The sequence below is a fragment of the Staphylococcus simulans genome, from assembly GCF_002902285.1.
Lineage (GTDB): Bacteria > Bacillota > Bacilli > Staphylococcales > Staphylococcaceae > Staphylococcus > Staphylococcus simulans.
The window spans coordinates 1-26,854 of sequence record NZ_PPRU01000031.1 but is presented as its reverse complement, the minus strand read 5'-3'; the positions used below and the strand labels follow the sequence as shown (position 1 = coordinate 26,854).

Annotated in this window: 25 protein-coding genes and 1 pseudogene; 15 read left to right on the top strand and 11 right to left on the bottom strand. The window is 34.7% G+C overall.

Annotation, left to right across the window (positions count from 1 at the left end; translation table 11 throughout):
- The first annotated feature begins 75 nt into the window (after positions 1–75).
- Entirely contained in the window at positions 76–813 is a 738-nt protein-coding gene (locus tag CD112_RS07615; RefSeq protein WP_002480254.1) for an NAD-dependent protein deacylase, read from the top strand.
- A 115-nt stretch (positions 814–928) separates the two neighbouring features.
- Here the strand turns inward: CD112_RS07615 and CD112_RS07610 are convergent, their stop codons facing one another.
- A complete protein-coding gene (locus CD112_RS07610) occupies positions 929–1,609 on the bottom strand; it encodes a type 1 glutamine amidotransferase domain-containing protein (RefSeq protein ID WP_002480255.1) in 681 nt (226 codons plus the stop codon).
- A gap of 344 nt (positions 1,610–1,953) precedes the next feature.
- On the opposite strand from CD112_RS07610, the gene CD112_RS07605 reads away from it, so the two are divergent.
- Together CD112_RS07605 and CD112_RS07600 are read left to right on the top strand one after the other, a co-directional pair.
- Positions 1,954–2,907 carry an LLM class oxidoreductase gene (locus tag CD112_RS07605; protein ID WP_060803780.1) on the top strand — a complete coding sequence of 318 codons (954 nt, stop codon included), beginning with the start codon at positions 1,954–1,956 and terminating at the stop codon, positions 2,905–2,907.
- 4 nt (positions 2,908–2,911) lie between these two features.
- Positions 2,912–3,151 (top strand): DUF896 domain-containing protein, encoded by a 240-nt coding sequence (locus tag CD112_RS07600; RefSeq protein ID WP_002480257.1) that lies wholly within the window; start codon positions 2,912–2,914, stop codon positions 3,149–3,151.
- A gap of 85 nt (positions 3,152–3,236) precedes the next feature.
- On the opposite strand, the gene CD112_RS07595 is transcribed toward CD112_RS07600, so the two are convergent.
- The gene (locus tag CD112_RS07595; protein ID WP_103364103.1) at positions 3,237–3,818 is read right to left on the bottom strand and encodes a histidine phosphatase family protein; all 582 of its coding nucleotides are present in this window, start codon (positions 3,816–3,818) and stop codon (positions 3,237–3,239) included.
- A 295-nt stretch (positions 3,819–4,113) separates the two neighbouring features.
- On the opposite strand from CD112_RS07595, the gene CD112_RS07590 reads away from it, so the two are divergent.
- The 4 genes from CD112_RS07590 (at position 4,114) to CD112_RS07575 (ending at position 7,000) form a co-directional block, all read left to right on the top strand.
- Positions 4,114–5,106: an NAD(P)-dependent oxidoreductase gene (locus tag CD112_RS07590; protein WP_103364102.1), complete on the top strand. Its 993-nt coding sequence runs from the start codon at positions 4,114–4,116 to the stop codon at positions 5,104–5,106.
- Complete coding sequence (locus CD112_RS07585) at positions 5,103–5,432, top strand: cupin domain-containing protein (RefSeq protein ID WP_231911555.1); 330 nt, start codon at positions 5,103–5,105, stop codon at positions 5,430–5,432. The genes CD112_RS07590 and CD112_RS07585 overlap by 4 nt, the downstream gene beginning before the upstream one ends.
- Before the next feature lie 186 nt (positions 5,433–5,618).
- Positions 5,619–6,242 (top strand): LysE family translocator, encoded by a 624-nt coding sequence (locus CD112_RS07580; RefSeq protein ID WP_103364101.1) that lies wholly within the window; start codon positions 5,619–5,621, stop codon positions 6,240–6,242.
- Between the two features lie 233 nt (positions 6,243–6,475).
- Entirely contained in the window at positions 6,476–7,000 is a 525-nt protein-coding gene (locus CD112_RS07575; RefSeq protein WP_103364100.1) for a VOC family protein, read from the top strand.
- Positions 7,001–7,064: 64 nt separating this feature from the next.
- On the opposite strand, the gene CD112_RS07570 is transcribed toward CD112_RS07575, so the two are convergent.
- From CD112_RS07570 to CD112_RS07555, 4 genes are all read right to left on the bottom strand, one after another.
- On the bottom strand, positions 7,065–8,012 hold the full coding sequence (locus CD112_RS07570; protein ID WP_061055010.1) for a cation diffusion facilitator family transporter: 948 nt from the start codon (positions 8,010–8,012) through the stop codon (positions 7,065–7,067).
- 12 nt (positions 8,013–8,024) lie between these two features.
- Positions 8,025–8,441, bottom strand: a complete 417-nt coding sequence (locus tag CD112_RS07565; protein ID WP_061055009.1) for a DUF2231 domain-containing protein — start codon at positions 8,439–8,441, stop codon at positions 8,025–8,027.
- Positions 8,442–8,521: 80 nt separating this feature from the next.
- Entirely contained in the window at positions 8,522–9,670 is a 1,149-nt protein-coding gene (locus CD112_RS07560) for a sensor histidine kinase (protein ID WP_061055008.1), read from the bottom strand.
- Positions 9,667–10,335, bottom strand: coding sequence for a response regulator transcription factor (locus tag CD112_RS07555; RefSeq protein ID WP_070463090.1), 669 nt, complete (start codon positions 10,333–10,335; stop codon positions 9,667–9,669). Before CD112_RS07555 ends, CD112_RS07560 begins: the two co-directional genes overlap by 4 nt.
- Before the next feature lie 100 nt (positions 10,336–10,435).
- Here CD112_RS07555 and CD112_RS07550 point away from each other — a divergent pair, with 100 nt between their 5' ends.
- The 3 genes from CD112_RS07550 (at position 10,436) to CD112_RS07540 (ending at position 14,393) form a co-directional block, all read left to right on the top strand.
- Positions 10,436–11,230 (top strand): SDR family NAD(P)-dependent oxidoreductase, encoded by a 795-nt coding sequence (locus tag CD112_RS07550; protein ID WP_103364099.1) that lies wholly within the window; start codon positions 10,436–10,438, stop codon positions 11,228–11,230.
- Between the two features lie 207 nt (positions 11,231–11,437).
- Positions 11,438–12,679 carry a quaternary amine ABC transporter ATP-binding protein gene (locus CD112_RS07545; protein ID WP_103364098.1) on the top strand — a complete coding sequence of 414 codons (1,242 nt, stop codon included), beginning with the start codon at positions 11,438–11,440 and terminating at the stop codon, positions 12,677–12,679.
- Positions 12,672–14,393: an ABC transporter permease/substrate binding protein gene (locus tag CD112_RS07540; protein WP_103364097.1), complete on the top strand. Its 1,722-nt coding sequence runs from the start codon at positions 12,672–12,674 to the stop codon at positions 14,391–14,393. Before CD112_RS07545 ends, CD112_RS07540 begins: the two co-directional genes overlap by 8 nt.
- A 369-nt stretch (positions 14,394–14,762) precedes the next feature.
- Here the strand turns inward: CD112_RS07540 and CD112_RS07535 are convergent, their stop codons facing one another.
- On the bottom strand, positions 14,763–15,977 hold the full coding sequence (locus CD112_RS07535) for a PDDEXK-like family protein (RefSeq protein ID WP_103364096.1): 1,215 nt from the start codon (positions 15,975–15,977) through the stop codon (positions 14,763–14,765).
- A 334-nt stretch (positions 15,978–16,311) separates the two neighbouring features.
- Between CD112_RS07535 and CD112_RS13610 the strand changes: the two genes are divergently transcribed.
- From CD112_RS13610 to CD112_RS07520, 3 genes and pseudogenes are all read left to right on the top strand, one after another.
- The gene (locus tag CD112_RS13610) at positions 16,312–16,872 is read left to right on the top strand and encodes a hypothetical protein (protein WP_061055004.1); all 561 of its coding nucleotides are present in this window, start codon (positions 16,312–16,314) and stop codon (positions 16,870–16,872) included.
- 37 nt (positions 16,873–16,909) lie between these two features.
- Positions 16,910–17,467 (top strand): hypothetical protein, encoded by a 558-nt coding sequence (locus CD112_RS13790; protein ID WP_231911556.1) that lies wholly within the window; start codon positions 16,910–16,912, stop codon positions 17,465–17,467.
- A 166-nt stretch (positions 17,468–17,633) separates the two neighbouring features.
- Positions 17,634–19,634: pseudogene (locus tag CD112_RS07520) on the top strand (CocE/NonD family hydrolase).
- A 79-nt stretch (positions 19,635–19,713) separates the two neighbouring features.
- Here the strand turns inward: CD112_RS07520 and CD112_RS07515 are convergent.
- Positions 19,714–20,907, bottom strand: a complete 1,194-nt coding sequence (locus CD112_RS07515; protein WP_070463093.1) for an FAD/NAD(P)-binding oxidoreductase — start codon at positions 20,905–20,907, stop codon at positions 19,714–19,716.
- A gap of 317 nt (positions 20,908–21,224) precedes the next feature.
- Here CD112_RS07515 and CD112_RS13785 point away from each other — a divergent pair, with 317 nt between their 5' ends.
- Entirely contained in the window at positions 21,225–21,989 is a 765-nt protein-coding gene (locus tag CD112_RS13785; RefSeq protein ID WP_231911557.1) for a DUF262 domain-containing protein, read from the top strand.
- Positions 21,917–22,912 carry an HNH endonuclease family protein gene (locus CD112_RS13780; RefSeq protein WP_231911558.1) on the top strand — a complete coding sequence of 332 codons (996 nt, stop codon included), beginning with the start codon at positions 21,917–21,919 and terminating at the stop codon, positions 22,910–22,912. The genes CD112_RS13785 and CD112_RS13780 overlap by 73 nt, the downstream gene beginning before the upstream one ends.
- Before the next feature lie 201 nt (positions 22,913–23,113).
- On the opposite strand, the gene CD112_RS07505 is transcribed toward CD112_RS13780, so the two are convergent.
- The 3 genes from CD112_RS07505 to CD112_RS07500 all read right to left on the bottom strand — a co-directional run.
- Positions 23,114–24,796, bottom strand: a complete 1,683-nt coding sequence (locus CD112_RS07505) for a trypsin-like serine peptidase (RefSeq protein ID WP_070463095.1) — start codon at positions 24,794–24,796, stop codon at positions 23,114–23,116.
- Positions 24,797–25,432: 636 nt separating this feature from the next.
- The gene (locus tag CD112_RS13600) at positions 25,433–25,594 is read right to left on the bottom strand and encodes a hypothetical protein (RefSeq protein ID WP_170121947.1); all 162 of its coding nucleotides are present in this window, start codon (positions 25,592–25,594) and stop codon (positions 25,433–25,435) included.
- Between the two features lie 33 nt (positions 25,595–25,627).
- Positions 25,628–26,854, bottom strand: a 1,227-nt coding sequence (locus tag CD112_RS07500) for an RNA-directed DNA polymerase (RefSeq protein ID WP_103364095.1), incomplete at its 5' end; no start/stop codon positions are given.

Below are 26,854 nucleotides of genomic sequence, written 5' to 3'. Positions count from 1 at the left end.
CATCCCCTTAATCTTAGAATTAATATGAGTAGATCAATACACGAGATGTATTGAATAATTAATGGAGTGATCAGTGTGAATGCTAAAATTGAGCAATTAAAAGAGATTATTGACAGTTCGAATAAAATCGTCTTTTTCACAGGTGCAGGTATTTCTGTTGCGAGCGGTATTCCAGATTTCCGTTCTGTCGGCGGTTTATATGAAGCTGTCGCAGAAAAAGGTTTATCTCCGGAATATTTATTAAGTCATGACTACTTACAAGATAATCCTGTAGGCTTTATGGACTTCTGTCATGAGTATTTATTATTTGCGGATAAAAAACCGAATAATGTGCATGAATGGATTGCACAGTTAGAAAAAGAAAATCGTTCACTCGGTGTTATCACACAAAATATTGATGGTTTGCATTCAGATGCAGGCAGTGAAAATGTAGATGAGCTACACGGTACTTTAAACCGCTTCTACAGCATCAACAATCCTAACGATGAGTATTCAAAACCTTACGTCATCGACCATCATTTACGTAACAGTGAACAAGACGGCAGTCCAATCAGACCAGATATCGTCTTATATGGCGAAATGTTAGACCAAATGACAATTATGAGCGCCATCAGCAAAATCAAACAAGCCGATACACTCGTTGTCTTAGGTTCATCACTCGTTGTACAACCTGCCTCTGGTTTAATCTCAAATTTTGAAGGTGAAAATCTTGTCATCATTAATAAAGATGTGACACCTTATGACAGTGACGCAGATTTAGTCATTCATGATGATATGAAACATGTCATCAACGAACTCAATAAAATAGATTAATCCAAGTGGTTAATCTCATAATATTAAGCAACCCTCTGAGCATAAACTTCATACTCAGAGGGTTTTGTTTATCTTAATTTAGACGTCCTTAATAACGGACAGTCTTCATTCATTTTTATTTTCCTAAAGCTTTCAGCGTATCTAACGCAACTTGTTGGGCTGATTGAGGGTTTTGACCTGTGATTAATCGACCGTCTGAGACTACAAAGTTTGACCAGTCGTCACCTTTCTCATAGCTTGCGCCTTTATCAATTAAGGCATCTTCTAATAAATAAGGTAAGTTATCTGTAACACCCATTTGTGATTCTTCACTGTTAGAGAAGCCTGCGACTTTCTTACCTTTAATTAAGTTTTGGCCATTATCTTTAATGTTTAATAAACCTGCTGGACCATGACAAACAGCTGTGACATAGCCATCGTTAGAATAAATTTTCTCAGCTAATTCAATGAGACCTTTATCTTTTTCAAAGTCCCATACAACACCATGGCCGCCTGCGTAATAAATCACTTCATAATCATCTGGATTTACTTCTTCTGGTTTCAATGATTCATTTAACTGTGTCATGAATTGATGATCTGTATAATACTTCCAATCTACATCAGACATGAAGTCTTCTTGTAAACTTGCGGGATCAATGGGCACAAAGCCACCTTTAGGACTTACATAATCAATTTCATAACCTGCTTTATAGAACTCGTCCGCAAAGTGTACAACTTCTCCAAGCCAAGCACCTGTTGGACGTGGTAAATCTGGATATTTTGATGTGTTTGTGACTGCTATTAGAATTTTTTTCATTACGCTTCACCTCTCTCTATTTATTCACTGATTTGGAATTGATTAATCATAGCTCACAATTAAAATGTTCACTGCTGATCTGTTTTAACAATGTTGATATTCAGAAATTTAATTTCGTTCACATCGTCATAATTGTTAAAAAACCCCTTAAAAGTTGTACGCTTTATTTTTGTTTTTTATTTTAAAACCGCGTCAAATCAACGTTTTTGACCTTTTTTGACTAAATCGACAAACCGCGTGAGCATAAGGTTTGTGTTAGTTGTGTATACGTTGTAGAATAATTGTAGACAACTTGGTTAGAAGAACTAAAGTTTGTCAGATTAATCAAGTTAGGAGGGATAGACGTGACAACAATCGAACAACACAATGGTTTCAAGCGGACGTTTCAAAAGGGTCATTTAACCTTAGGTTTAAGCATTCCTTTTGATAACTCTGAAAAAATCGCATTGTCGTTTGATCAACAAGCAGAATTAGCGCAGTATGCTGAAGAACTTGGATTTACAAGCCTATTTGTGCGAGACAACCCATTATATAGTCCACACTTAGGTCCAGTAACGACAAACTACGATCCGTTTGTATTTTTAACTTACCTCAGTGCTAAAACGAATAAAATTGCTCTCGGAACAGCTAGTATTGTTGCGACATTACGTCATCCAATTCACGTTGCTAAAGCAGCCGCTACTCTTGACTTGGTGTCAAACGAGAGATTTTTAATGGGACTGGCGACTGGAGACCGTTCTTTCGAGTTTCCAGCTTTCAAAGTAGAGGAGAAGAATTTGCATAATCATTTCAGAGATGCTGTTTCTTCTTTGAATGCACTGTGGCAAGACCATTCTCCAAACATTTCAAACTCAATCTTTGAGCTATATGAGGATTCTGGTCTGCAAGTTTTACCAAAACATCACCATATCCCGATTTTTGCGACGGGAAATGCGAAACAAGATTTAGACTGGATTAAAGAAAATATGGATGGTTGGATGTTTTATCCACAAGAATTCCAAATGCAGAAAGCTTTACTACAAGCTTGGCATGATAATGATGTATTCAAACCATTCATGCATCCACTCGCATTAGATTTATCAAAAGATCCGAATGAAAAAATCAAACCCATTAAGGGTGGCTATAGATTAGGCAGAAATACTTTAATCAATGTATTAAAAGCATATGAACGTATCGGTACAAACCATATCATGTTGAAATTAGTCACACATGAAAGAACGTACCAAGATATTATGAAAGAATTGGGTGATTATGTGATTCCACATTTCCCACCAAACGTAATCAAGGAGGAACAATAATAATATGAAAATTTTAGATAGAATTAATGAACTTGCTAATAAAGAAAAAGAAATGGTATTGAGCACTTCAGAAAAACAAGAACAACATGAATTAAGACAAGAATACCTTAAAATGATTCGTGGCCAAGTTGTGAGCACATTCTCAACATTGAAAGTTGTAGATCCACTTGGCGAAGACGTAACACCAGATAAAATTTATGAATTACGCGAAGAAATGGGTACTTTAGACTTAAAACCTGAATAAAAATTTTAAAATAGATGAATAGCAAACCTAAAATAGTAAGGGTTGGACACTTCTGATGGAGTCGTCCAACCCTTTTTTCTTTGGATTAAGCAGGATGAATCGCTTCTACAAATGTAAAAGTTTCATCCTCATATTCAAATTTTAAAATACAACAATTCGTTATCTTTATTTGTTTTACCGCTTCTATCGGCAAACAATAATGCGCAAATAAGAATAAGATATCACCATGACTCGCTGCTACTACATTACGATGCGTCGTCTCTTTTAATACGCGATGTAATGTCTTCACAGTACGTGTTTGAACTTCTTCCATCGTTTCTCCGCCATAAGCCGCAAAGAATGAACCAAAATCAACTACGCCATTTTGATGTGGCGGATTCAATAATTCCGGATCTCCTTCAAACAATCCATAATTCCATTCTTTAATCCCTTTTAATCTTGTATAAGGTTCATTTGGAAATAAAATTTCAAACGTATCAGAGGCACGTTCTTGTGTAGAAGAAAACAACTCATAATCTGTCAGGTTTAATTGATCGAAATACAGCTTCGCTTGTGCAGCTTGTTGTTTCCCTAGTTCCGTTAACGGTGAATCTGAAGCACCTTGAATCTGATGTTTCTTATTAAATAACGTTTGTCCGTGTCTGATTAAATACAAAGTCTTTTTCATGTTGTCTGCTCCTCATTTTAGTCATTTCATGATCAGTGTGTCTTTGTTTGTACTAAAAATGATTGGTGTTCCCTTTCATCATATCGAATCTATGACATAGTGAGTGCTATACTTTTTTACGATTTTAATACATCTTTTAGTGGTTTCATCTGATTATGTAGCACTTTTGTTCATTTCGCACAAAATAGAGGTGTGAGTTTAGCACTTTATGCACTTCTAATATTCTGATTCCATGATAAGCTATAGATAAAGATTGTGAAAGTTTTCACAAAGTAATTAAAAGGAGCGATTGAATATGACAAAAGTATTAGTAGCAGGTGCGATTCCAGAGGCAGGATTAAATCAACTTAAAGAACATTTTGAAGTAGATATGTACACTGGGGACAAATTAATCACTGAAGATGAATTGATTGAACGTATTAAAGATGCCGAAGGCTTAATCAGTTTATTATCTACAAATGTAAGTGAAAAAGTTATTGAAGCTGCACCGAACTTAAAAATTATCGCAAACTATGGTGCGGGGTTCAACAACATTGATATTCAAGCAGCTAGAGCACGTGGTATCGATGTTACTAATACCCCGATTGCTTCAACTAACGCAACAGCTGACCTGACAATGGGTATTTTATTAGCGGTAGCACGCCGCATCCCTGAAGGCGATCAGTTATGCCGCACAAAAGGCTTCAACGGCTGGTCTCCACTCTTCTTCCGCGGACGTGAAGTCTCAGGTAAAACTATCGGTATCATCGGACTAGGTGAAATCGGTTCAGCAGTTGCTCGCCGCGCAAAAGGTTTCGATATGGATATTCTTTATTCTGGTCCATCTCGACATGAAGAGAAAGAACAAGAACTTGGTGCACGCTATGTATCACAAGATGAACTGTTGAAAGAAGCTGACTTCGTCGCAATCAACTGTTCTTATAACGAAAGCATGCGTCACATGATTGATTATAACGAAATTAAAAAAATGAAACCAACAGCGTACTTGATTAATGCATCTAGAGGTCCAATCGTATATGAAGCTGAATTAGTTAAAGCTTTACAAGATGGTTTAATCGAAGGTGCCGCATTAGACGTCTTCGAATTCGAACCAGAAATTACTGAAGAACTAAAATCTATGGATAACGTGGTCATTACACCACATATCGGAAATGCGACATTTGAAGCACGTGATATGATGGCTGAAATTGCCGCAAGTAACGTTGTCAAAGCGCTCACAGGTGACACACCGGATTATATTGTAAGTGATAATCAATGGTCGACACACACCAACGCTTTTTTAACATGAAAGATCTACCACGCTTCTCTGAGGAAGCAGCACAAAAGACAGTCTTTTATCAATCTGAACATTCAGCTGGTGCCGTTTGGTGCATGAAACCAGGTCAATCTCTACAATGTCATACCCACCAAAACGCAGATGATGTATGGATTGTGACACAAGGTGAAGGCACATTCTATACAAACGGCGGTCAGGAAAGAACTATCAAAGCGGGCGACATCATTGTATCATTACCTGGCGAAGCACATGGTATGACGAATACAGGAGACGAAGACTTTATAATGCTTGGTTTCGCAACACCGATGCCATTAGACTTTATTCCATACGAACACTAAGTAAACCAACCAAAACTACTATCTTAAAATAAACCATAACCTAACCCAACTTGAGATGAATGATATTACTACCCATAATGTCATTCATCTTTTTTATGTTCTGACACGATTTTAAATTTCCGGTCTCATAGCGTGATAAGACATGCTAAGATAGAGGCATTACAATTTTAAAGGGAGTGCTCGATTATGGATTCATTGATCAGTTTCATTTTAATTTCATTGCTGATTATCGTTATTCCTGGCCCTGATTTCTTCATCGTGGCTACGAATACAATGAAAGGCAGTACTAAAAATGGCGTAATGGCTGCATTAGGTATTTCTTCTGCACATGTCGTCTACTCTGCGATTGCTGCACTTGGTTTAATCTTTATCTTAACGAGCTCATATTATGCGTTCATCACGATTAAGTTTCTTGGTGCCGTTTATATTGCTTACTTAGGTTTGAAAACTATCTTAAACGCACGTAAGGCAAGCCATATTACTACATCATCAACTTACACTATCAGACACATCAGTTTGTTTAAATCGTTTAGACAAGGCTTTATGAGCACGATTTTAAACCCTAAAGCGATTCTCTTTTACATATCTATCTTGCCGCAGTTTGTGACTAAAAGCGAAGGGTCATTAAAAATCATCGCCCTATCGGCACTCTTTATCGCACTGGTCTTTATTTGGTTTTTCATATGCAGTTTCTTATTCACGCATATCAAGAAACTCTTCAATCAACCTACTTTCAAAATGGTATTTGACTATATCATCGGTGTCATCTTAATCGGACTGGCAATCAGTATTTTAAAATTTGAACGTTAATTTACACGCAGGTTATTTAAAATGACCTGCGTTTTATGGTTTGAAAAGCTTTATAAATCGTTAATCACTATAAATATTTATGATTATGTTAATATGGATGATGAACGTCAAATAATAATTTTACAAACATACTTTTACTGTCATTTATATATTTATTGAATACTTTAAGCATAATAGACACAAGTCAGGTAATACTACAAATAGAGAGATAGATTAAGAAAGAAGTGATTAAAATGGCGATTACAAGAGGGATTAATCATATCGGGTTAACTGTGCCGGATATTGAAGCGGCAACACAGTTTTTCAAAGAAGCTTTAGACGGTAAGGTGGCTTACGATAGTCAAACAGAAATGGATCAACCTCGTGGCGGTAATGATGTAGAGCGTTTCTTAGATCTTGAATCAGGCGCTAAAATCATTAAAAAGCGTATGATGGTTTTCGGTAATGGCCCGAATATTGAAATGTTTGAGTTTGTCCATGCGCATCAACAAGCACCTGCGGCACTTCAAGATATCGGATTTACGCATCTTTCTTTTTATGTCGACGATTTTGAAGAAGCACTCGAGCGTATGGTAGAAGCAGGTGGCGAACCTGTTTCTGAACCGCATGAGAATACACGCTATGAAGATTCTGTCGGAAACGAAACTATTTATATTAAAGCACCATGGGGCAGCTTAATCGAGCTTCAAACCATCCCAAACGGTTACTATTATCCTGAAGATAGTGAAGCTGAAGTCTTTATTCCTAAAGAGAATTAATATTCATTTGATAAAATCGAAAGCAGAAACAAAGCCTATTCCAGTCTGTCGGAATAGGCTTTACTTAATGGTGTGCTTCTGTTTTCACTTGATTGAAATAAGGTTCATCAAGGTGGTTGATTGCTAGGTGTTCAATTTGAAGTGTCGTATGAGATAAACCGTACCGTTCTTTTAATAAGGCTTCTATTTCATTAATACTTTGATAGGCATCTGTACTGCTTTGGCTATCTAATACAATGTGTGCACTCAATGAATACTGGTCAGTCGTAACAGCCCATAAATGGAATTCATGTACATCCAACACTCCTGGTACTGATTTAATGGTATCTATTACTTTATCTGTTTCTAATTCTTCAGGTACAGCTTCCATCAACACCATCCAAGCATTTTTCATAATTTTATAACCACCTCTAAAGATAACGATAGAGATAATCATACTTAAAATCGGATCGAATAATTGAATGCCTGTGAAGTGAATGAGTAATACAGCTAAAATGACACCGACTGAATTTAATAAGTCCCCGATAAAGTGCCACAGTGCACTTTGAACATTGATATTTTGTTCATTTTTTAATGAGCGCATCAAAATGATTGTGAGTACAATATTAACGATTAAACCAATACTCGCAATGACTAACATCAAGCCACTTTCAACTTGTTGCGGATAGACAATACGCATAATCGCTTCGTAGAAAATACCGACAGAAATAACCGCTAAAGCTAGTCCGTTTAAGAACGCTGCTAGAATTTCAAAACGCAGATAACCATATGTGAAACGTGCAGTCGGTTTACGACTTGCGAAGTAAATCGCAAGCATAGATAAACCTAACGCCAGTACGTCACTTAACATATGAAACGAATCAGACAATAATGCCAATGAATTAGACATGATACCGCCGACAAACTCTACGATTGTAAAGAATAACGTGATAATCAACGTTGCCCATAGTGTCGTTTTAGATTGTGATTGTATTTTACTATGTTCCACATGGTGGAAATATGTTTGTCTCATGTTTATCCTCCCTTACTTCCCATATGTGATGCTTGCGCCTAAGTGACCTGCGATGATTAGTAGGACAAAACCAATCACTGTCAGTACAACTGTAGAAATCACACTTAGTTTTTGATATTTAGTAAACCACATACCAAATAGTTGTATCACTGTCGCTAATCCATAAGCAATCAAAGCGGACATTGCGAATGTTTCATGCAGATGTACTAAGCTTTCCACATGCTTTGCGCCATAGTGCTGCATCGCATAAGCTTCTCCGCTATCTCCGAGTAAATAACTGATAGCACCGAAAATAATACCTGAGCTTAATAGGACCGCAAGGGTAATGGATAAATCGAATTTTTTAGTAAAAACGTGAACAACGGCTAAGATTGTTGCTAGGGATAATAAGGCAATTGGGAAATGGACGAATAATGGATGTAATGGCATCTCTTTTCAACTTCTCTGAATACTTTGTTTTTCTTGTTGTCTTAACTATAGAGGAGAAAACTGAAATGAAACTGAAATTGTTAAAGTTTTATAATAAAGTTTGTGCCTTTACCTAATTTCGATTTCACTTCAATTGTGCCATCATATTGAGAAACAATTTGACGTAATAACGATAGACCGATACCAGAACCTCTTGTCTCTTGATTAACACGGTAAAAGCGTTGAAAGATTTGGTCTTGTTCCGCTTCTTCAATCCCCTTCCCATCATCCGACACTTCAATTTGAACCCCATTCATTGTTTGAAACGCACTGACACGCACTTGAACGTGTTCATCATTATGATGATGCGCATTTTCTAACAAAATGTTTAACAGCTGTCTTGCATGCAATGGATGTATCGCAAACATTAAGTCTGGTTTATAGAGTTTATGTATCGTTGTTTGATGTACCATTTCAACGGTACGGATTGTTTCATCAAAGCTTTGAGAGAGATTGATCGGTTTTAAATCATCTGTTTGAAGTGTCTCTAGCATCATTGTATTCACAAGCTGCTGAAGATACTTCGTCTCAGATTTCATTTGCGCTAAAGTTTCTTTGCCTTCTTGTGTTAAATTCTGTTGTTCTAACATGTCTAAATACTGTGTGCCTAATAATAGCGAACCTACCGGTGTTTTCATTTCATGTGAAGCATTTTGAATGAATGTTTGTTGTTCTTGCATCAGTTGTTCATACACTTTGACGGGACGGCGTGCAAAATAATACGCCATAGCTATCATCAAAACAAATGCGAAGATAAATCCGATAGAGAGCTCTCGCACTAATAACTGTTTCGTTTCATGAAAATCTTTAACATCCGTTAAGCTGTATAACGTACGCTGTTCAGATAACTTCACTGTTCTCACATCAAAGATACCGGTTTTACTCTCGTCTACATGCGGCTGTTTCGCTTGGCCAACAAAGCGTTGTTTTAACATCTGTGTTTTAAAAGGTGTGTGATTCTCTGTCACTTTCTGATTCTTCACAATGAAATAGTGATGTCCTTGGTTAACTGAATCTTGATGAGTCAACGCATGTTTAACGCTGTCTGTTTGTGCTTGGGCTGTCTCATTGATTTCACGATTTACATTGAAACTGAACACTAAAATAATCGATACAAATAAGATAATTAACAGCACTAATAGGTAACTGACATATTGTATAAATGTCTTCCAAAAATGATAGACTTTCATGATTTCACTTCCAATTTATAGCCGACGCCTCGCATGCTTTTGACTTCTATGGTCGCATGAATCTTTTTAAGTTTCTTACGTAAGAGACGCATTAAGGCATCGACATTATTATTTGTGACGACTTGGTCAATACTCCATACCTTCTCAATAATGAGTGCTTTGCTGACTACTGGATTTAAAAACAATAGTTCCAACAATTGATATTCTTTTTGTGAGAAATCGATGATATGACCTTCTACAGTAAACTGACGTTTGTGATAGTCATAAATTACGTTGCCAAGTTGTTTGGTGTTAGAGGGCATTGCCGCAGACCGCTTCATCACAGCTAACATACGTGCTTCTAACTCTTCGAATTCAAAGGGTTTCGTAATATAATCATCTGCCCCTACCGTTAAACCTGTTACTTTATCAGCTGTTTGTGATTTTGCGGTCAACATAATAATCGGCACATCAATACGTTGGTTACGAATAGCTTCTATAATTTCAATACCGCTGTGATTCGGTAACATCCAATCCACCAGCAACATATCATAAGTAGTTTGTGCTAAATACTCTAAGACATCTTCTCCTGTCTTTAACCAATCGACTTGATAGTGTTTCATCTTCAAAATTTTCTGTGTCAATTCACCCATCATCTGGTTATCTTCTATCAATAACACTTTCATATTATCCGACCTTTATTCATTAATTTAGTTAAATTTTATGCTTAAATACTAAAATTATCAAATGTTAAAAAATCAATCTATGTGGATAAGCAAATTTGTATTGCGTAATAACGGGTATAGATTAAGTGTAACGAAAGGGAAAGGTGATTTACTTTGGGGTAAATTAGATAATAAAGTCGCAATCATTACTGGAGGCTCTTCAGGTATTGGAGAAGCAGTCGCAAAACGATTCGCTGCTGAAGGTGCTAAAGTTGTGATTGTGAATCGTCATAAAGAGAAAGGCGAAAAAGTGCTCAAAGCGATTGAAGACAATGGCGGCACAGGTCTAGCGTTAGGCGTAGATGTGACGTCTAAAGATTCGGTGGAAGAAGCGGTTAAAACAATCAAAGATCAATTCGGCACAATTGATATCTTATACAATGGTGCTGGTGTTCATGATGGTTATAAAGATGCTTTAGAAACAGACGAAGACACATTTGATTTATTAATGGGCGTCAACGTAAAAGGTGCTTACCTATTCACACACGCTGTCTTACCGACATTCTTAGATAATAATAGCGGTGTCATCATCAACGTAGGTTCACAAGGTTCATCTATGGCAGGTGTCGGCGGCAGTACGTATGTCACAACAAAACATGCGATTGCCGGCTTCACTAAACAACTAGCCTATGACTTTGGCTCTAAAGGTATCCGCGCCAACCTTTTATCACCAGGATTTATTGAAACACCTATGACAGAGGGTGTTGATGAACAACGTACAAAAGATATTCCAGCTCAACGTGCAGGTAAACCAGAAGACCTCGCATCATCTGCAGTCTTCCTTGCCTCTGATGAAGCAGCTTATGTCCAAGGCGCTGAACTTAATGTAGATGGCGGTTGGACTGTAGGAAGATAAAATAATGAATTAAGAAAATAAGCTTTAAAAGCACTGTATAACTGATTTAATCAGCCTTATACAGTGCTTTCTTACTATATAAGAAAAAAATATTCAAGTATATTATTGTTTATTTTTATTTATTTGTACCACTAAGAAAGTTGTTTCATCTAATTAATATGGTAACATTAAATAAGAAAATGATTTTTAAAATGGAGGAGATTAACTTTGAGCAGAGTTCGTGTAAGGAACTTGACCAAAGTCTTTGGCAGAAATAGCCAAAAGGCACTTAAAATGGTTAAAAACGGAGATTCCAAGCAAGAAATTTTAGAAAAAACAGGTGCCACTGTTGGTGTTTACGATGCAAGCTTTGATATAGAGGACGGAGAAATATTTGTGATTATGGGACTCTCCGGTAGTGGTAAGTCTACATTAGTCCGCTTGATTAATCGTTTGATTGAACCTACTTCAGGAAGCGTGTACATAAATGAAGATGATGTATCAAAAATGTCTAAAAATGAATTACGCGAGGTGCGTCGGACTAAAGTCAATATGGTTTTCCAAAACTTCGGCTTATTTCCTAAACGTACTGTATTAGAAAATGCAGAATATGGATTAGAAATACGGGGTGTAGAAAAAGAAAAACGCCGTAAACAAGCAGAAAAAGCTCTAGAAGATACTGGATTACTTTCATTTAAAGATCAATATCCTAATCAGCTTTCTGGCGGAATGCAGCAACGTGTAGGTCTAGCACGTGCACTCGCAAATGATTCTGAAATATTATTGATGGATGAAGCTTTCTCAGCACTTGACCCTCTTATCCGTCGAGATATGCAAAATGATTTACTCGAACTACAGCGAAAAGTAAAGAAAATTATTATCTTTATCACCCATGATTTGAATGAAGCTTTACGTATTGGTGACCGTATTGCTTTAATGCGTGATGGAAAAATTATGCAAATTGGTACTGGTGAAGAAATTTTAACGAATCCAGCCAATGACTTCGTCAAAGAATTTACGGAAGATGTTGACCGTTCTAAAGTACTGACTGCAGAAAATATTATGGAACCACCACTTACGATTAATGTCGAAACAGAAGGCCCTAACGTAGCCTTACAACGTATGCGTCAAGAAGAAGTCAGCATGCTGCTAGCCATTGATCGTAACCGTAAACTAAAGGGTAGTATCTCTGCTGAAAGTGCGTTAGAAGCCAGAGAGAAAGGTCTATCTTTAAAAGATGTGACGAATGATAACGTTCAAAAAATTAATAAAGACATGTTCGTTAGCGATATTTTCAATATTATTTATAACTCCCCTGCACCGCTTGCAGTAGTAAGTAAAGAGAATGAACGTGTGATTGGTGTTGTAGTCAGAGGTAGTGTTATCGGGGCAATGAGCACCAAAAATATCACTGTGGGAACAGATACTTCTTCTGATTCTGAGAAAGAAGAGGTGAATGCAGATGCTTAACTTTTCAATGAAACAATTACCTTTTGCAGAATGGATTGACGCTATCGTAGATTGGCTGACTGATCATCTGTCAGGTTTATTTACAGTGTTAAGGATTGCTGGAGAAGCAGTGATGAACTTCATGACTATGATTCTAACAGCTATTCCTCCTTTTGTTATGATGGCTATCTTAGTCATCGCAGCTTTCTTTGTATTCAAACGTAAGTGGGGCTTTGCCGCATTCACTTTAGTCGGCTTACTGTTTATTTATAACCAAGATATGTGGACCGATTTAATGAACACAATCACTTTGGTCATTATTTCCAGTTTAGTCGCTGTTATTATCGGAGTACCTTTAGGTATCCTGATGTCTAAAAGTGATACAGTAGAAAAAATTATCAAACCTATATTAGACCTTATGCAGACAATGCCTGGGTTTGTATACCTCATCCCTGCTGTCGCATTCTTTGGTATCGGTATGGTACCAGGGGTTTTCGCATCTGTTATCTTCGCATTGCCACCAACAGTCAGAATGACGAACTTAGGGATTCGTTCTATCTCTACAGAGTTAGTAGAAACATCTAATTCATTCGGTTCTACTGCATGGCAAAGATTATTTAAACTTGATTTACCTATGGCAAAAGAAAACATATTCGCAGGTATTAACCAAACGATTATGTTAACACTTTCTATGGTAGTTATTGCTTCTATGATTGGGACACCTGGACTTGGGCAAGGTGTTTTAGCTGCTGTACAACGTTCAGAAGTCGGTAACGGTTTTGTGTTCGGTATTGGAATTGTAGTCCTTGCTATTATTATCGACCGCTTCACTCAAGCTTTAAATCGTCCTAAAAACACTAGAATGAGTAACAAGAAAAAATGGATTATCACAGGCATTATTGCACTTATTGCTTTAATTGTTATTTTGCTTTCTATTTTCTTCTCACCAACTAAATCTTCAAACAAAGGTACAATCACGTTAGCTTATGCGCAACAAGATGATCAAATTGTTTCAACAAACGTGATGAAACAAGTGCTAGAAGAAGAAGGTTACACAGTTAATACAACATCTTTAGATATCCCTGTGGTTTGGGAAACTGTAGCCAAAGGAGAAGCGGATGCTATGACTGGACCATGGCTTCCTGTCACACATGAAGCACAATATAAAGAATTCAAAGACGATTTAGATGACTTAGGGCCACATATTGACGGTAAAGCTAAGCTTGGACTTGTCGTTCCTTCATACATGGATGTAGACTCTATAGAAGATTTAGACAATCAAGCTAAGAAAAAAATAACAGGTATAGAACCAGGTGCCGGGATTGTTAAGGCCACAGACAAAACAATCAAATCATACCCTAACTTAAAGGGTTGGGAACAAGTCATCTCTTCTACAGGTGCAATGAACGCACAATTAAAACGAGCTGTTCAAAATAAAGATGAAATCGTGATTACAGGTTGGAGTACATACTGGATTTTCCAACGTTACGACTTAAAATATCTAGATGATCCAAAAGGAACTATGGGTAGAGCTGAAAGCATCCATACGATGACACGTAAAGGATTAAAAAAAGATATGCCAGAAGCCTATAAAATCCTAGACAATTTCAAATGGGATGTAAAAGATATGGAATCTATTATGTTAGAAATTGAAGATGGTAAAGATCCAGAAAAAGCAACAAGCGAATGGATTGAAAACAATCGAGATAAAGTAGACAAATGGAAAGAGAAATAAGATTGTATAGTCATAAACTTTAAAGCTATACACATAATAAAACTCTGCAGCATCACTGACTTAACCAGTGTACTGCAGAGTTTTTTCTTTCAAAATATCAATACTTCAATAAATAATAAATACCAAATGCTACAAGATAAATAACTAAGAATATCACAAAGTTCAACACTATCTTTACAGGCCATGATTTTGAGCCAAAACATTGATTAGTTATTGTAGAGCTAATCAACGTTGCGAAGAATACGGTAATACCTATAAAGATTATTAGTGAAATGTCTTCCATACACAGAGAACACCTTTCTTGTTTCCCTTAATAATTATCCTAATTTAACTTTAACATAATATAAGAAGATAATATTATGATGGTTTTCAAACATTATCGACTGTGGCTTTCTCATTATTCATATAGCCTTCTATTAACTTCTCTTCTAATTTATTTAAATCGCTCTTAAGAAACTTATCGAACGCTTGTTTAACTTTTTCTAGCACTTCTTCATGACTCATTACGCCTTCATTAGAATGTGTATAAAAATTCTTAGAGTAAATTGTGTGATGTTTACGTGTTAATTTTTTTCTGAAGACTTTAAATACCTTACTATGTTGAAGTGCAATATTAAGCATATCTGTCCTTACTTCATTTTCTCCTGGACCAATCAATAAAGTAACCCCTGTGAAATGACTATTATTCTTAATCTCAAACAGAAGGATTCTACCACTATCAGTCCAAGGGATTTCAGTATTATTTTTAGGCATAATACGTTCTAAATTTTTAGTTGTAAATCTGATATAACCTTTGCTACTTTGATCTAAGATTAGGTTTTCATGTTCAGGTATATATGTCTGCAACATTTTAGAGATTTCACTTAATGTATCTGGTTTATATTCATAGATTAAATCCAATGCTCTCTTATGTTTGGCATAAATCTCACCACAAATTTTTTCTAATGCTTCGTCTCCCACGATATGCCTCCTTAAAATATCAATATACTGTTCAATAAAATCTACTGCTTGTGGATGCATCATTGCTTTTTTATTCACCATAGTTTCATCGATACATTCAATGATTTGGTTATAAGAGATATTGGACCATACCTCAACATTACTAGCTTCTTCACCATGTGGTGTTAAGAATATGAATAACTTTTCATAACCGCTATAGAATTGTTCCACCTTATCTTGATACTTCTTCAATTGATACTTAGATTCTTTACTCCATATCTTGTTTTCAATCACAATAAGCGTTTGATTTTGTTCTGACACGACTAGTAAGTCAATGTTATTCCACTCTCTTAATACTTTCGCGTCCTCAAAGTCATTTAATAATAAATTAAAGATTGTTTGTTGATCTTTTTTAGACTCTGAACATTCAATATAAGTTCGAATTAAACTTTTAATAAAGGCATCATCAAGCCCATGAATCTCATTTGGATTCAATAACCAAGCCAACATATTACTGTGGCGTATTTCAGTGTTTACGACACCGAGTATTTCAAACAAATTAAACTGGTTGGAATACTTTTCAATTTCTTTTAAAGAATCAATGTCTTTTAGAAATTCCATTAATGCTTGTTCATCATTATTCATTCAGCTGCTCCTTGATGTTTTCTTTATCTATATTTAAAGCTTCCTTTAGTTAGCTATGCCATTTATAAGCACAACTTCTAATTTATTCATTTATTATATCATCAACACTTTCAATTTAAATATCGCTTTTCCTAAGTTATTTAAGCGGATTTATCCACTTATTTCCATACATCTTAATAAAGAGAAACATCTACTTTATTAGTTATTTCAATTTAGCAACTCTAACTTTATTACATAAAACTAAAAGGTTCTCTATTTATTAAAAAAGTTCTATGAAAGGTTTGTTAAATAGATTATTCTATTAATAACAACGTTAAAGATGGGAGATAGTGTATTGAAAAAGATTTTTGTTAGTTTAGGAATTGTAGCACTTGTAGCTGCATTAGGCATTGCGATTGTCTTTGCGTATGGCAGTTATAAAGATTTGGAACTGAAAAAAGAAGAAACTAAAATAGCTGAAGAAAAAGAGAAAAAAGCAAAAGAGAAACAAAAGAAAAAAGAACAAGAAGACGACGAAAATAACACTGAAGCAGTGAATAGTGAAGAAAGTAATACACGAGAAGCATATGACCAAACACAAAACGATACTACCGCTTCCCAAGCACCTCAAGCACCTATAAAAGAAACTCAACCTGCACAAAATCAAAACAATAATAACCAAGCATCTTCTAAAAATACATCAGAATCACCAAGTAGCTCTTATGATCCAGATGCTGAGTATGCAAAACAAAAAGAAATGTATGAAAAAGCTGCCAGAGGTGAAATTCCTGAGCCAGGCGCAGACATTTCTGGTGACAATTCACAATTAATGGAACGTGATCCAAGTACGCTTACGAATGATGAAGTTGAACAAAGAGATAGAAGAACGAATGCGATGGAAGGGGAAGGTCAATAATCCAACGTAATACACATATAATAAGGGGAACTAACATATGAATAAGCTTTTAGTAATTTTATCCGTCGTATTAGTACTTGGAATCATAGGTGCTGTGGGTTTCTTTGGATACAATAAATATCAAGAAGTCGAATTAGAGAAAAAGAAATTAGAAGCACAATTAAAACAAGACGAAGAAAATGATGAGTCAGAAGCTCAGTCTAATAACACTGAGAACATAGGTCAGTCAGATGAAACAACAAATAATAAACAAGAAACACAAGCCACTGATGAAAGTGAAACTGTTAAAATTAGCAGCGGTTCAGGTAGTGGTACTGCTAATAAAGAAGAATTCTCTGATTTACAAGTGAATAGAGATAATGTCTTCGATTATCTAATCGCTGCCATTAACCAAACTGAAGGCGGAGACGCTTCAAAAATTAAGTTTCAACAACCAGAACTAATTATGCAAGATGGCGGAATGTGGAAAATTCCTGCGAATAATAAATCTGGACATGGCTCTTATACTTTCATAGTTAATCAAAATGGTACAGTAGAATTTTGGGATGGCATGATGAATGATAAGTTCGATGAAATACATGTGACTTTACCTTAATAAACGAGGATTGAGTGTGATTGCTCAATCCTTTTTTATTTTACTTTCCTTTAATACAACTAATGCATAAGTTTGACGTTATAAACTCTATGACTGAGAATAGATATGATTCAAAAGTGATAAAGAGATTGTTTTAAATGGCTAAAATAAGGAGGATTCATAATAAATGGGCGTTTTTGATGTAGATTATAATAAGATTAACATTTTGAAAGATATGCCTTATGAGGTCGAAATCACACATCATACATGGATTACCATGTCAGATGGCACAAAGCTTTCAGCTAAAATTTGGTCACCTGTTATGGAAGGTGTGAATAAAGGAACGGTATTAGAATATTTACCATACAGAAAAGATGATTTCACTGCTTTAAGAGATGAAATTAGGCATAAATACTTCGCAGGACATGGTTATACTGCGATCAGAGTAGATATTAGAGGTACTGGAGATTCAGAAGCTATCATTGAGGATGAGTATCCAAAAATCGAACAAGATGATGGTGTAGAAGTCATTGAATGGATTGCGAAACAACCTTGGTCTAATGGTTCTGTCGCGATGATTGGTAAATCATGGGGCGGTTTCAATGGTTTGCAGATTGCCGCAAGACAACCCGAAGCCTTAAAGACTATCATCACATTATGTTCGACAGATGACAGGTACGCAGATGATGTTCATTATCGCGGTGGCACAATGATGGCTTCAGACATGTTGTGGTGGGCGTCTACGATGTTTGCGTATAATGCTCGTCCTCCATTCCCTAAATTTGTCGGTGATAGATGGTATGATATGTGGCTAGATAGATTAGAAAATACACCACCATTCGTAGAAAAATGGGTAGAACATCAAACAAGAGACAGTTACTGGAAACATGGTTCAGTCAATGAGAATTACTCTGATATTCAAATTCCAGTTCTTACAATGAGCGGTTGGGCAGATGCATATCCAAACGCTGTCTTTCGTTTAATGAATAACTTAAATGTACCTAAAAAGGCCATTGTCGGTCCTTGGGCACACGAGTTCCCTGATCTTGCGATACCTGGCCCTCAAATAGGTTATCTTCAAGAAGTATTAGAATGGTTAGATAAATGGATGGGCTCAGCTAAAGATACAACACATCAAGATGAATTCTTAGTATATCTTCAAGATTCAGTAGAACCTCAAACCTCTTATTCATACCGTGGTGGTAAATGGTTAGATTTACTACAAGAACAAGTCAATTATCAAGATATCTTACATGATTTAGAAGGCTCAGTCAGATTATTAAACCGCCAACATCACGGCCTTTATTCAGGCGTCTTTTGTCCATTTGGTCAAGAAGGCGATCTACCGGATGATCAAACAATTGATAATGCTTTGGCTACAACAGTACTACTTAATCATCTCGATAACGATATCAATATCATTGGCATGCCTATCGCAAAATTACGTGTGAAATCAGATAAACCACAAGCCAATATTCATGTCAGATTGTCAGATGTACATCCTAACGGTAAGAAGACTTTAATTACGAGAGGTCAATTCAACATCAATCATCATAAGAGTCATGAGTTCCCTTAAGCCTTACCTATTGATGAATATGTCGATGTCGAATTCCCACTGGATGTTATTGGTTATAACTTACCAAAAGGACATCAGTTAGAAGTTTCTATGTCACCAACCTATTGGCCTCAAGTTTGGCCTTCTGCAGAAATTGTGAACTTAGATGTTGATTTAACGCATTCAAACATTGAAGTGCCTTATGTGAATGACTTCAAAGCAGTTACTTTAAATTATCCACATTCAGAAACAGCAGAACCTTTAGAGAAAGAAGTTATCAGAGAAGGAAGCAGAACAAGAAATATTATTAAAGCATTAACAGAAGACAAGTGGATGTTAGCCGATTACTCAGATGAGGGCTTAAGAAACCTACCATATTTAAACATTACGTATGGTACAGAAAACTACAATGACTTTGTGATTGTAGAAGATGATTCATTATCTGCTTATGTTAAATGTACATGGGATGTCATTGTTAAAGATGATGATATCGATACAAGAGTTGAAACGATCAGTGAGATGTGGTGTGATGAAACATACTTCTATCTCTACAATAAAGTCATTGCTTATAACAACGATGAACACTGCTTTGAAAAAGAATGGCACAAAAAGTATAAACGTAACTTTGTATAAAGTTAAGAGGGTGAGACAAGACGTCCCACCCTCTTTTTCTGGTTAAATATAAACAGTTCAATATGAACTTTTTAACTACTTACATCAAGCCTTTTAACATACCATACCAGTACATTCTTGGTAGTATATCTTTCTTCAAGATATACATACTTCTACGTTCTTTGGCTTGGTTAAATGGCATCGTTTCTCTTGGTTTTTTATTATAATCAAACTCAGCTAACATCATCGTATTATAACTTGTCACGATTGGACATGATGTATAACCATCATAATGATGTGTCAGCATTTCTTGATTCATCACTTGTAGTAAGTTATTCACAACAACTGGTGCTTGTTTTCTAATTGCGGCACCTGTTTTAGATGTTGGTGAGTTAGAAGCATCACCTAACGAAAAGACATTGTTGTATGTCTTGTGCTGCATTGTCGTAGGGTCGATATCTACCCAACCTGCTTCATCTGCTAACGCACTGTTTTTAACGACATCTAATGGTCCCATTGGCGGTGTGACATGTAACATCTCATAATCTAATGTTTTAGTCTCACCAGTTTGTAAGTTTTCAAAAGTTGCTTTTCTTTGTTCGCCATCAATTGCGATTAAGTGGTGTTGATAATCTACGTTAATGCCTCTTTCTTCAACAATACGTTCTAAAGGCTTTTTATATTTATCCACTTCGAACATCGCAGGTTTTGCGGTCTCAAAGATAACATTCGCTTGATTGCGCATATTATGTTTTCTGAAGTAATCCTCAGCTAAAAACATAATTTTCATAGGTGCCCCACCACATTTAACCGCTGTATTCGGATGGGTGAATATCGCATTTCCGCCTTTAAAATTAGACAATTGATTCCATGTTTCTTTCGCATATTGTGGTGCATAGTTAGAGCACACACCATTTTTGCCGATATTTTCTTTAAGTCCTTTCACATCAGACCAATTCACTTGTAAGCCTGGACATACCACTAAATAGTCATAACTGACTTGTTTCTCATTATCTAGTTGGATGCGATTCTCTTTTGGATTAAATTGTTGAACAGCTTGTTTAATCCAATCAACACCCTTAGGAAGTACTTGTTTCATACTTTTACGTGTGGATTCTAATTTTGATGCCCCTGCGCCTACTAACGTCCATAAAGGTTGATAATAATGATCTGACGCAGGATCAACAATTGCGATTTGTCCTTTTAAATCTTTTCTCTGTCTTAAAAGTCGCGCTGCCACTGTGATACCAGCTGTACCGCCACCTATAATGACCACTTTATAATGTTGAGCCATCTTTACCACGTTCCTTTATTTTATGATTGATGACTGTTCTAGATTAGCTTCTCAAAAATACCTCTAGGGGTATATTAAAAGATACATCGATATAAGTCAAATGCCCTTAGGGGTATTTATTTGTATATCAATGATGTATAAATAATAGATTCCATTTAATCCCCTTAAAAATAATCCTATTATATATTTTACCCTCCCTGTTACACGAAACACTTAATCAACAAATCTTAAAACAAAATAACAATTATTCTTGATCTTCTTTAATTGTATTTATACAATTAAATTAATGAAATACAATTCACATAAAGAGGTGTAATATGGATTCTTTACTAAAAGCTGATGACAAAAAATTAAACGAATATTTGCTGCTATCAAACGGAAAGTTTAACATTCCTTATACTCAAAGACCTTATGAATGGAGTAATTCACAAGTTGAGAGACTTTTTAATGACATAATTGCTATTCATCAAGGCGATAAAGAACAACACATTTTAAACTTTATAACCATCTATCTAGAAGATGATCATCAAAATATTTATGATGGCCAACAAAGAACCGTTACGCTTTTATTATTTATATGTGCAATTATCGATAAAATCAGTAAAATGGGCGATGTTTCTATCGCTAATAAATTGAAAGAAGAATTTATAAAAAAAGATGATTGGAGACATAATTCAGCGAATAATACCAAAATCATTTTCACTAAAAATGAGACAAATGAATTTTTCGAAAGCTATATTATTGATAATCAAGAAAACATAGACATCAACATTTCAGATCACGAGAAGTACTTGAAATCTAATTATGATTATTTAAAAAAGCTGATTAATGAGTATGTTGAAAAAAACCATCTAAGTGTATCAGATTTGCCTCTAATTATTGAAAATATGACCGAGAAAATGTACGTAATCATATTAGAGACACCTAACGAAGACATTGCTAATCAAATGTTTGAAACTTTGAATAATACTGGAAAAAAATTAGTTGATTTTTATGTATTGAAAAATGAATGTGTGAAAAAATATCTGAAAGTGAAACCTCTAGATATTGGAATGAAATTGAAGCCAATACTGATTTATTAGACAAGAAAAAGTTTTTAACACAATTGATCTCGATTTATAATGGGAAAACATCTAATCAAAAGGTCTATGAAACTATTGAAAAATTAGGCAAGCTTAAAAATTCTCAAGCTGTGCGTGAATTATTAGAGGATATGAAAAGTGTATCTAAGTACTTTTTTGAACTTCACGAGCCTGAACAACGTAAGAATACAAATGATTCAAAAGAAGATTTATCAGATTATATTAAATTAGTAGAAAGCTTAAAGGTTTTTAATGCTATACAATATAGACCGGTTATTTTAGCGATGAATCTAAAGCGTTATAGTTTAAAAGATATTAACCAAGTTTTACAAGTATGCTTAACTATTCAAATCAGAAATATCTTTATTGCACATGACAGCCCTAATAAACTTGAAAATTTTTACCCTGATTTAGCGAAAAAGATATACGAAAGCCATAAAAATATTACCTCATCTATCATTTCAGAATTACAAAATAAAATCATTTCAGATAACCAAACAATACAGTATGCTAAGCAACTACGCATATCAAAAAGTGATGGTAAAAAAATAAGATATATCCTCAAAACAATTTATGACCTTGCCTTTGGCAATGAAATGATTGTTAATAGCAACACGCAGTATGTAAACTTAGAACATATTCTACCTCAAAATCCAAAAGAAGATAGTACATGGTTAAAAACCTTTGATAAGAAAACCTTAGACGATTATATTAATTCTCTTGGGAATCTTACATTAATTCTTGGTAAAAAGAATTCTTCTCTTGGAAACAAAGAATTCTATGAAAAGAGAGTCTTGTTAAAAGAAAGCAAAATCTCTCAAAACCATGAAATTGCTGATAACGATTCGTGGGGTAAAAAAGAGATTGAAGATAGAACTGAGTATTTAGCGAATAAAATTATACAGATTTGGAAAAAGAATTAATTTCAATTTGCTCTAACTTAAAAACTGCTCCATATCTTTGCTGTAAGACTTTTAATAGCAATGATATGGAGCTTTTATAATTCTCTTTGAACTCTTAAAACAATACTTTTTTCATTTATCTTTAACTAAAAAAGCTACAAACAACTTCACATTGTTCATAGCTTAAAAGACATATATTGGAATCAAAATTCCTATCACATGTTACTTAATGTTCTTGATAACTTCCTGACGTAGTTTACCTCTTAATTCTGCCATCGTATTAAGGTTATATTTTTGATATTCTCCAGAAGCAATTCTGAAAGCATGTACACCTAATACTTCATTTTTACTGTTTAATACTGCCCCACCTGAAGAGCCAGGTTCAGCCATCATCTGATAATAACCAATAGGATTCACATTACGTGCCATCATAGAGTATTTACCAGTAGAATGATACATCGTACCCATTGGATCATTTTTAAATTTTCCAGCTGGTAAACCATAATGATACATATGAATAGGTGTATTCGCTTTAATTTTCGTGATTGATGTTTCTGGTGCGATTTTACGTACGGTCATATATTTAGATAAATCTTCTTTCGTATACAACAAAGCAACGTCTCCATATTGAAGCATCTTAACGCCTGTAACGGTAACAGTACGCGCTACTTTCGAACCTTCTCGTAATAAATCTATTCTCAAGTTTTGTACTTTTGAAGGTGTCATCGGTTTACGTGCTTGTGAATCGTTGACCACATGATTCGCAGTTAGAATTGTATGTTTTCCAATTGCGGTACCTGTGCCATAAGTCAGCTTTTTAGTCGTTGGATTGTAGTTAAATATCGTCGCAATATTAGCTGCTTTAGCTGTTGTATGATTAATCGTTACCCCTTTATTACCAGAGGCTTTCATAATTTTTAATGCATCATTAATACCTGAGGCATAGGTAGTCTGCCCGAAGTCTCGAACATTCTCACTACCAGGTATCCCTTTTGGCCAAAGTTTTGGTGCTTGATTATAGTAATTGCTTACTGGAGCTTTCGGCTTAGGCGCAACCTTAGGTACTGGCTTTGGAGCTGCTTTAGGTTTCGTTGTGACTACTACTGTTTTCTTTTTAACAGGTGCTTTCTTTACTGTTGTAGATAACAATTGAACTTTTTTCTTTGGCACTGCTGATGCTTTCTTTTTAGAAACAACTGGTGCCTTTTTCTTACTTACTGGTTTAGCTTTTGGTTTTGATTTAGTGTTTGCTTTTGGCTTTGCTTTTACTATTTTAGATTTTGACACTACTTTTGATTTTTTAGTTACAGGTGCTTTTTTAGCAACTTTTTTAACAGCAGGTTTAGATTTTTTAACTGAGCTTGATAAGTGTTGTGGTTTGATCCCTTTCGGACTCGTAAAAGTTGTTTTAGCCTTTGTTTGTTTAACGTTTGAAGGTACTGCTTTTATTGGTTTAACTGATTGAGTTTTAACTGGAGCTGCTTTTTTAATACTTTTAACTGGTGGCGATACTTTAGTATTCTGTTTTGTGATTACATTAGATGTTTTTTGAAGTGGTTTATTAGGTACAATCGGAGGTGTTTGTACCGCTTCAGTTGATACAACTTGAGGTTGTTTTAACTCTGTCTGTTGCTTTGGCATTACTGGAGAATGTGTAGCTTCAACGCTATTTTGTGTAGAAAGTTGTGGCTCATTCTGTGAGTGGTTTGTAACCTGTTCTTCGCTTCCTATAGCCGTTTCTTTATTAGACGTAACAGTTGCTCTCTGATCAACTTGTTTCTCGACCTCTTGATTCGTTTCTGATGCATATGCGTTGTTATTTTGAAACACTAACACGCAACCCATGAAGATTAAAATTAATAAAAAACTGTATACATATTTACCCATTGAGAATCCTTGATTCATCAGACCTCATCCCCTTATTTCTATCTATGAAATGGGCACACCCTTATTTCCTCATAAGCATATCCTTTTTAACTAGGTATAGCAATATATTTTTAAAGATTTAATTGACTATTTTTAGTAGTTAAAATAAGTCAGCGATATCGGGTGATAATTAAAAAATTCGATTGAGAAATAACCGTTAGGTTATCTCGTCAACCGAATTTATGAGGTTTCTATTCATTATTATGAAATAGTAATTGAGTCATTATTTTATTTATAACGTCACTGCTTTGTCTCATGTCCTTTTTGAGCTACTACGTAGTCTTGACGTGGCATCATTTAATAAAATAGAGAGCCATTTATGTTTTGCTGTAAAAGTACCAATTTTATATAAAAACTTTGCCATATCATTTTCCCTCCCAGTAGAATATATAGTGCAACTTAATATACATAGTAGTTTTAACTACGCTATAAGTTTACCAATCACTAAACAGCATTCATATCCTCAAACAAATGGTTATGTATGTATAAACTACATTTCAAAGTAATTGTCGTTTTTGAATTCTAAAGACATACACATAACAAAAAAGCTACAAACAACCTATGTTATTCATAGCTTAAAGGACATATTGAAAATAAAAAACAATTATGATCCGCTTATTCATGATATGCTATTTTCCTAATTAACTCATTAGTAATTACTTCTTTATTGTTAATAGCATCCAAGAGTAATTGCTGTTGTTCTCTAGTAAGTGTCATGCCTTCTAATGCAAGATTACTTACAATCTTTTTATTCGTTTCTGGATCAAGTGTAGGCATCAAATTTATCTCCAAGTTTATTACTTTTAGTTACTATAGCTTATTCTCATATTCTTTCAACGCTTCAACGATATTATCAAGAACAGGTTTGAAGTTATCGAAATTTATTGTTTTGTAATTAGAACTTATATATTTAGAAAATATTTCTTTACCATAATATTTGGTATTATCAAATTTATCTTTTTTACAGAAAACTTTATTGTTTATGGTTTTTGCCAAAGTGTTAGAAGTAAATAAATCTTCTAATTCATTTTCACTACAATTATGCAACAATTGGTGAGTTAATAAGTATAAATTAGCTGTCAAGCATGTTTTATACTTTGATGAAAGTTCTGATTTCTGATTCTTTTTGAGTTTTACAAAATTACAAAAATTGTATAATGGTTTATTATTATTATTTAACTCATTGTCAAATAATAATAACACTGGATTAGAAGGAGGGACTTTACCCACATTTTTAAAATACTCTACAAAGTTAGGATACGAGGGATCTTTATCGACATAGTAATTATATATATTTTTCATTGCATCTGCACCATCAGATACAATATTCAAAAAGTAGTGCAATTTAGTGATTTTTTTAGGTTTATTGCTAAACCTATTTAGGAAACTAATTTTAAATTTAAAACCATTATCATTTTTTTCTATTAAATCAGGGTATTCTTTATATAAGTTTTTAAGCGCTGCCTTTAAGTATCTTATATCAGTTTTGCCTTCAGTGACTATAAGAGGCTTAGCATTTGCATAAAAATATTTATAGAAAAGAAATTTTTGATATTCTTTTTCTCTTGAGTTCAAATACCTGAAGAATTGTGGCGTTAAATTTTTCGTCCAAAATAAAGTAACCAAATATTTCTGCTGTTCTAATGATTTTTTTTCATATGTTTCAGCTCTAGATAACTTATTATTATACTTATCTATCTGATTTATAAAAGCAAACCTACCTTCTAACTGCTCTAACGTTCCAATTTCATCATCAATAAAGTATTCTTGGTGTTTATATAGGTGATGGGCCATTGCTCTTGTATTTTTAAAATAAGTTTTACTTACATTTAATTTTTTATTAACAGTTATATTTGTTACATCTTGTCTCAAGCGGTAATTTTGAACTCTAGTTTTCTTCTCATTAACCTTAAACCCAGATTTTCTCACTTCATTCTTTATCTCAATAATTAACCTATCAGCCAATTTTAAAAAACTATTATCATTTGTAGAAAAAGTTAAGTCATCTGCATAGCGTGTATAGCTTAGTTTATATTT

Excerpts from the sequence above, each read along its gene's own strand:
- CD112_RS07600 (WP_002480257.1), top strand. The coding sequence starts at position 2,912 with ATGAAAATTTTAGATAGAATTAATGAACTTGCTAATAAAGAAAAAGAA.
- CD112_RS07535 (WP_103364096.1), bottom strand. The coding sequence starts at position 15,977 with ATGAATAATGATGAACAAGCATTAATGGAATTTCTAAAAGACATTGAT.
- CD112_RS07555 (WP_070463090.1), bottom strand. The coding sequence starts at position 10,335 with ATGAAAGTGTTATTGATAGAAGATAACCAGATGATGGGTGAATTGACA.
- CD112_RS07565 (WP_061055009.1), bottom strand. The coding sequence starts at position 8,441 with ATGCCATTACATCCATTATTCGTCCATTTCCCAATTGCCTTATTATCC.
- CD112_RS07610 (WP_002480255.1), bottom strand. The coding sequence starts at position 1,609 with ATGAAAAAAATTCTAATAGCAGTCACAAACACATCAAAATATCCAGAT.
- CD112_RS07570 (WP_061055010.1), bottom strand. The coding sequence starts at position 8,012 with ATGAGACAAACATATTTCCACCATGTGGAACATAGTAAAATACAATCA.
- CD112_RS07505 (WP_070463095.1), bottom strand. The coding sequence starts at position 24,796 with ATGAATCAAGGATTCTCAATGGGTAAATATGTATACAGTTTTTTATTA.
- CD112_RS07575 (WP_103364100.1), top strand. The coding sequence starts at position 6,476 with ATGGCGATTACAAGAGGGATTAATCATATCGGGTTAACTGTGCCGGAT.
- CD112_RS13785 (WP_231911557.1), top strand. The coding sequence starts at position 21,225 with ATGGATTCTTTACTAAAAGCTGATGACAAAAAATTAAACGAATATTTG.
- CD112_RS07515 (WP_070463093.1), bottom strand. The coding sequence starts at position 20,907 with ATGGCTCAACATTATAAAGTGGTCATTATAGGTGGCGGTACAGCTGGT.
- CD112_RS13780 (WP_231911558.1), top strand. The coding sequence starts at position 21,917 with ATGTGTGAAAAAATATCTGAAAGTGAAACCTCTAGATATTGGAATGAA.
- CD112_RS07590 (WP_103364102.1), top strand. The coding sequence starts at position 4,114 with ATGACAAAAGTATTAGTAGCAGGTGCGATTCCAGAGGCAGGATTAAAT.
- CD112_RS13790 (WP_231911556.1), top strand. The coding sequence starts at position 16,910 with ATGAATAAGCTTTTAGTAATTTTATCCGTCGTATTAGTACTTGGAATC.
- CD112_RS07540 (WP_103364097.1), top strand. The coding sequence starts at position 12,672 with ATGCTTAACTTTTCAATGAAACAATTACCTTTTGCAGAATGGATTGAC.
- CD112_RS07595 (WP_103364103.1), bottom strand. The coding sequence starts at position 3,818 with ATGAAAAAGACTTTGTATTTAATCAGACACGGACAAACGTTATTTAAT.
- CD112_RS07580 (WP_103364101.1), top strand. The coding sequence starts at position 5,619 with ATGGATTCATTGATCAGTTTCATTTTAATTTCATTGCTGATTATCGTT.
- CD112_RS07560 (WP_061055008.1), bottom strand. The coding sequence starts at position 9,670 with ATGAAAGTCTATCATTTTTGGAAGACATTTATACAATATGTCAGTTAC.
- CD112_RS07585 (WP_231911555.1), top strand. The coding sequence starts at position 5,103 with ATGAAAGATCTACCACGCTTCTCTGAGGAAGCAGCACAAAAGACAGTC.
- CD112_RS13600 (WP_170121947.1), bottom strand. The coding sequence starts at position 25,594 with ATGCCTACACTTGATCCAGAAACGAATAAAAAGATTGTAAGTAATCTT.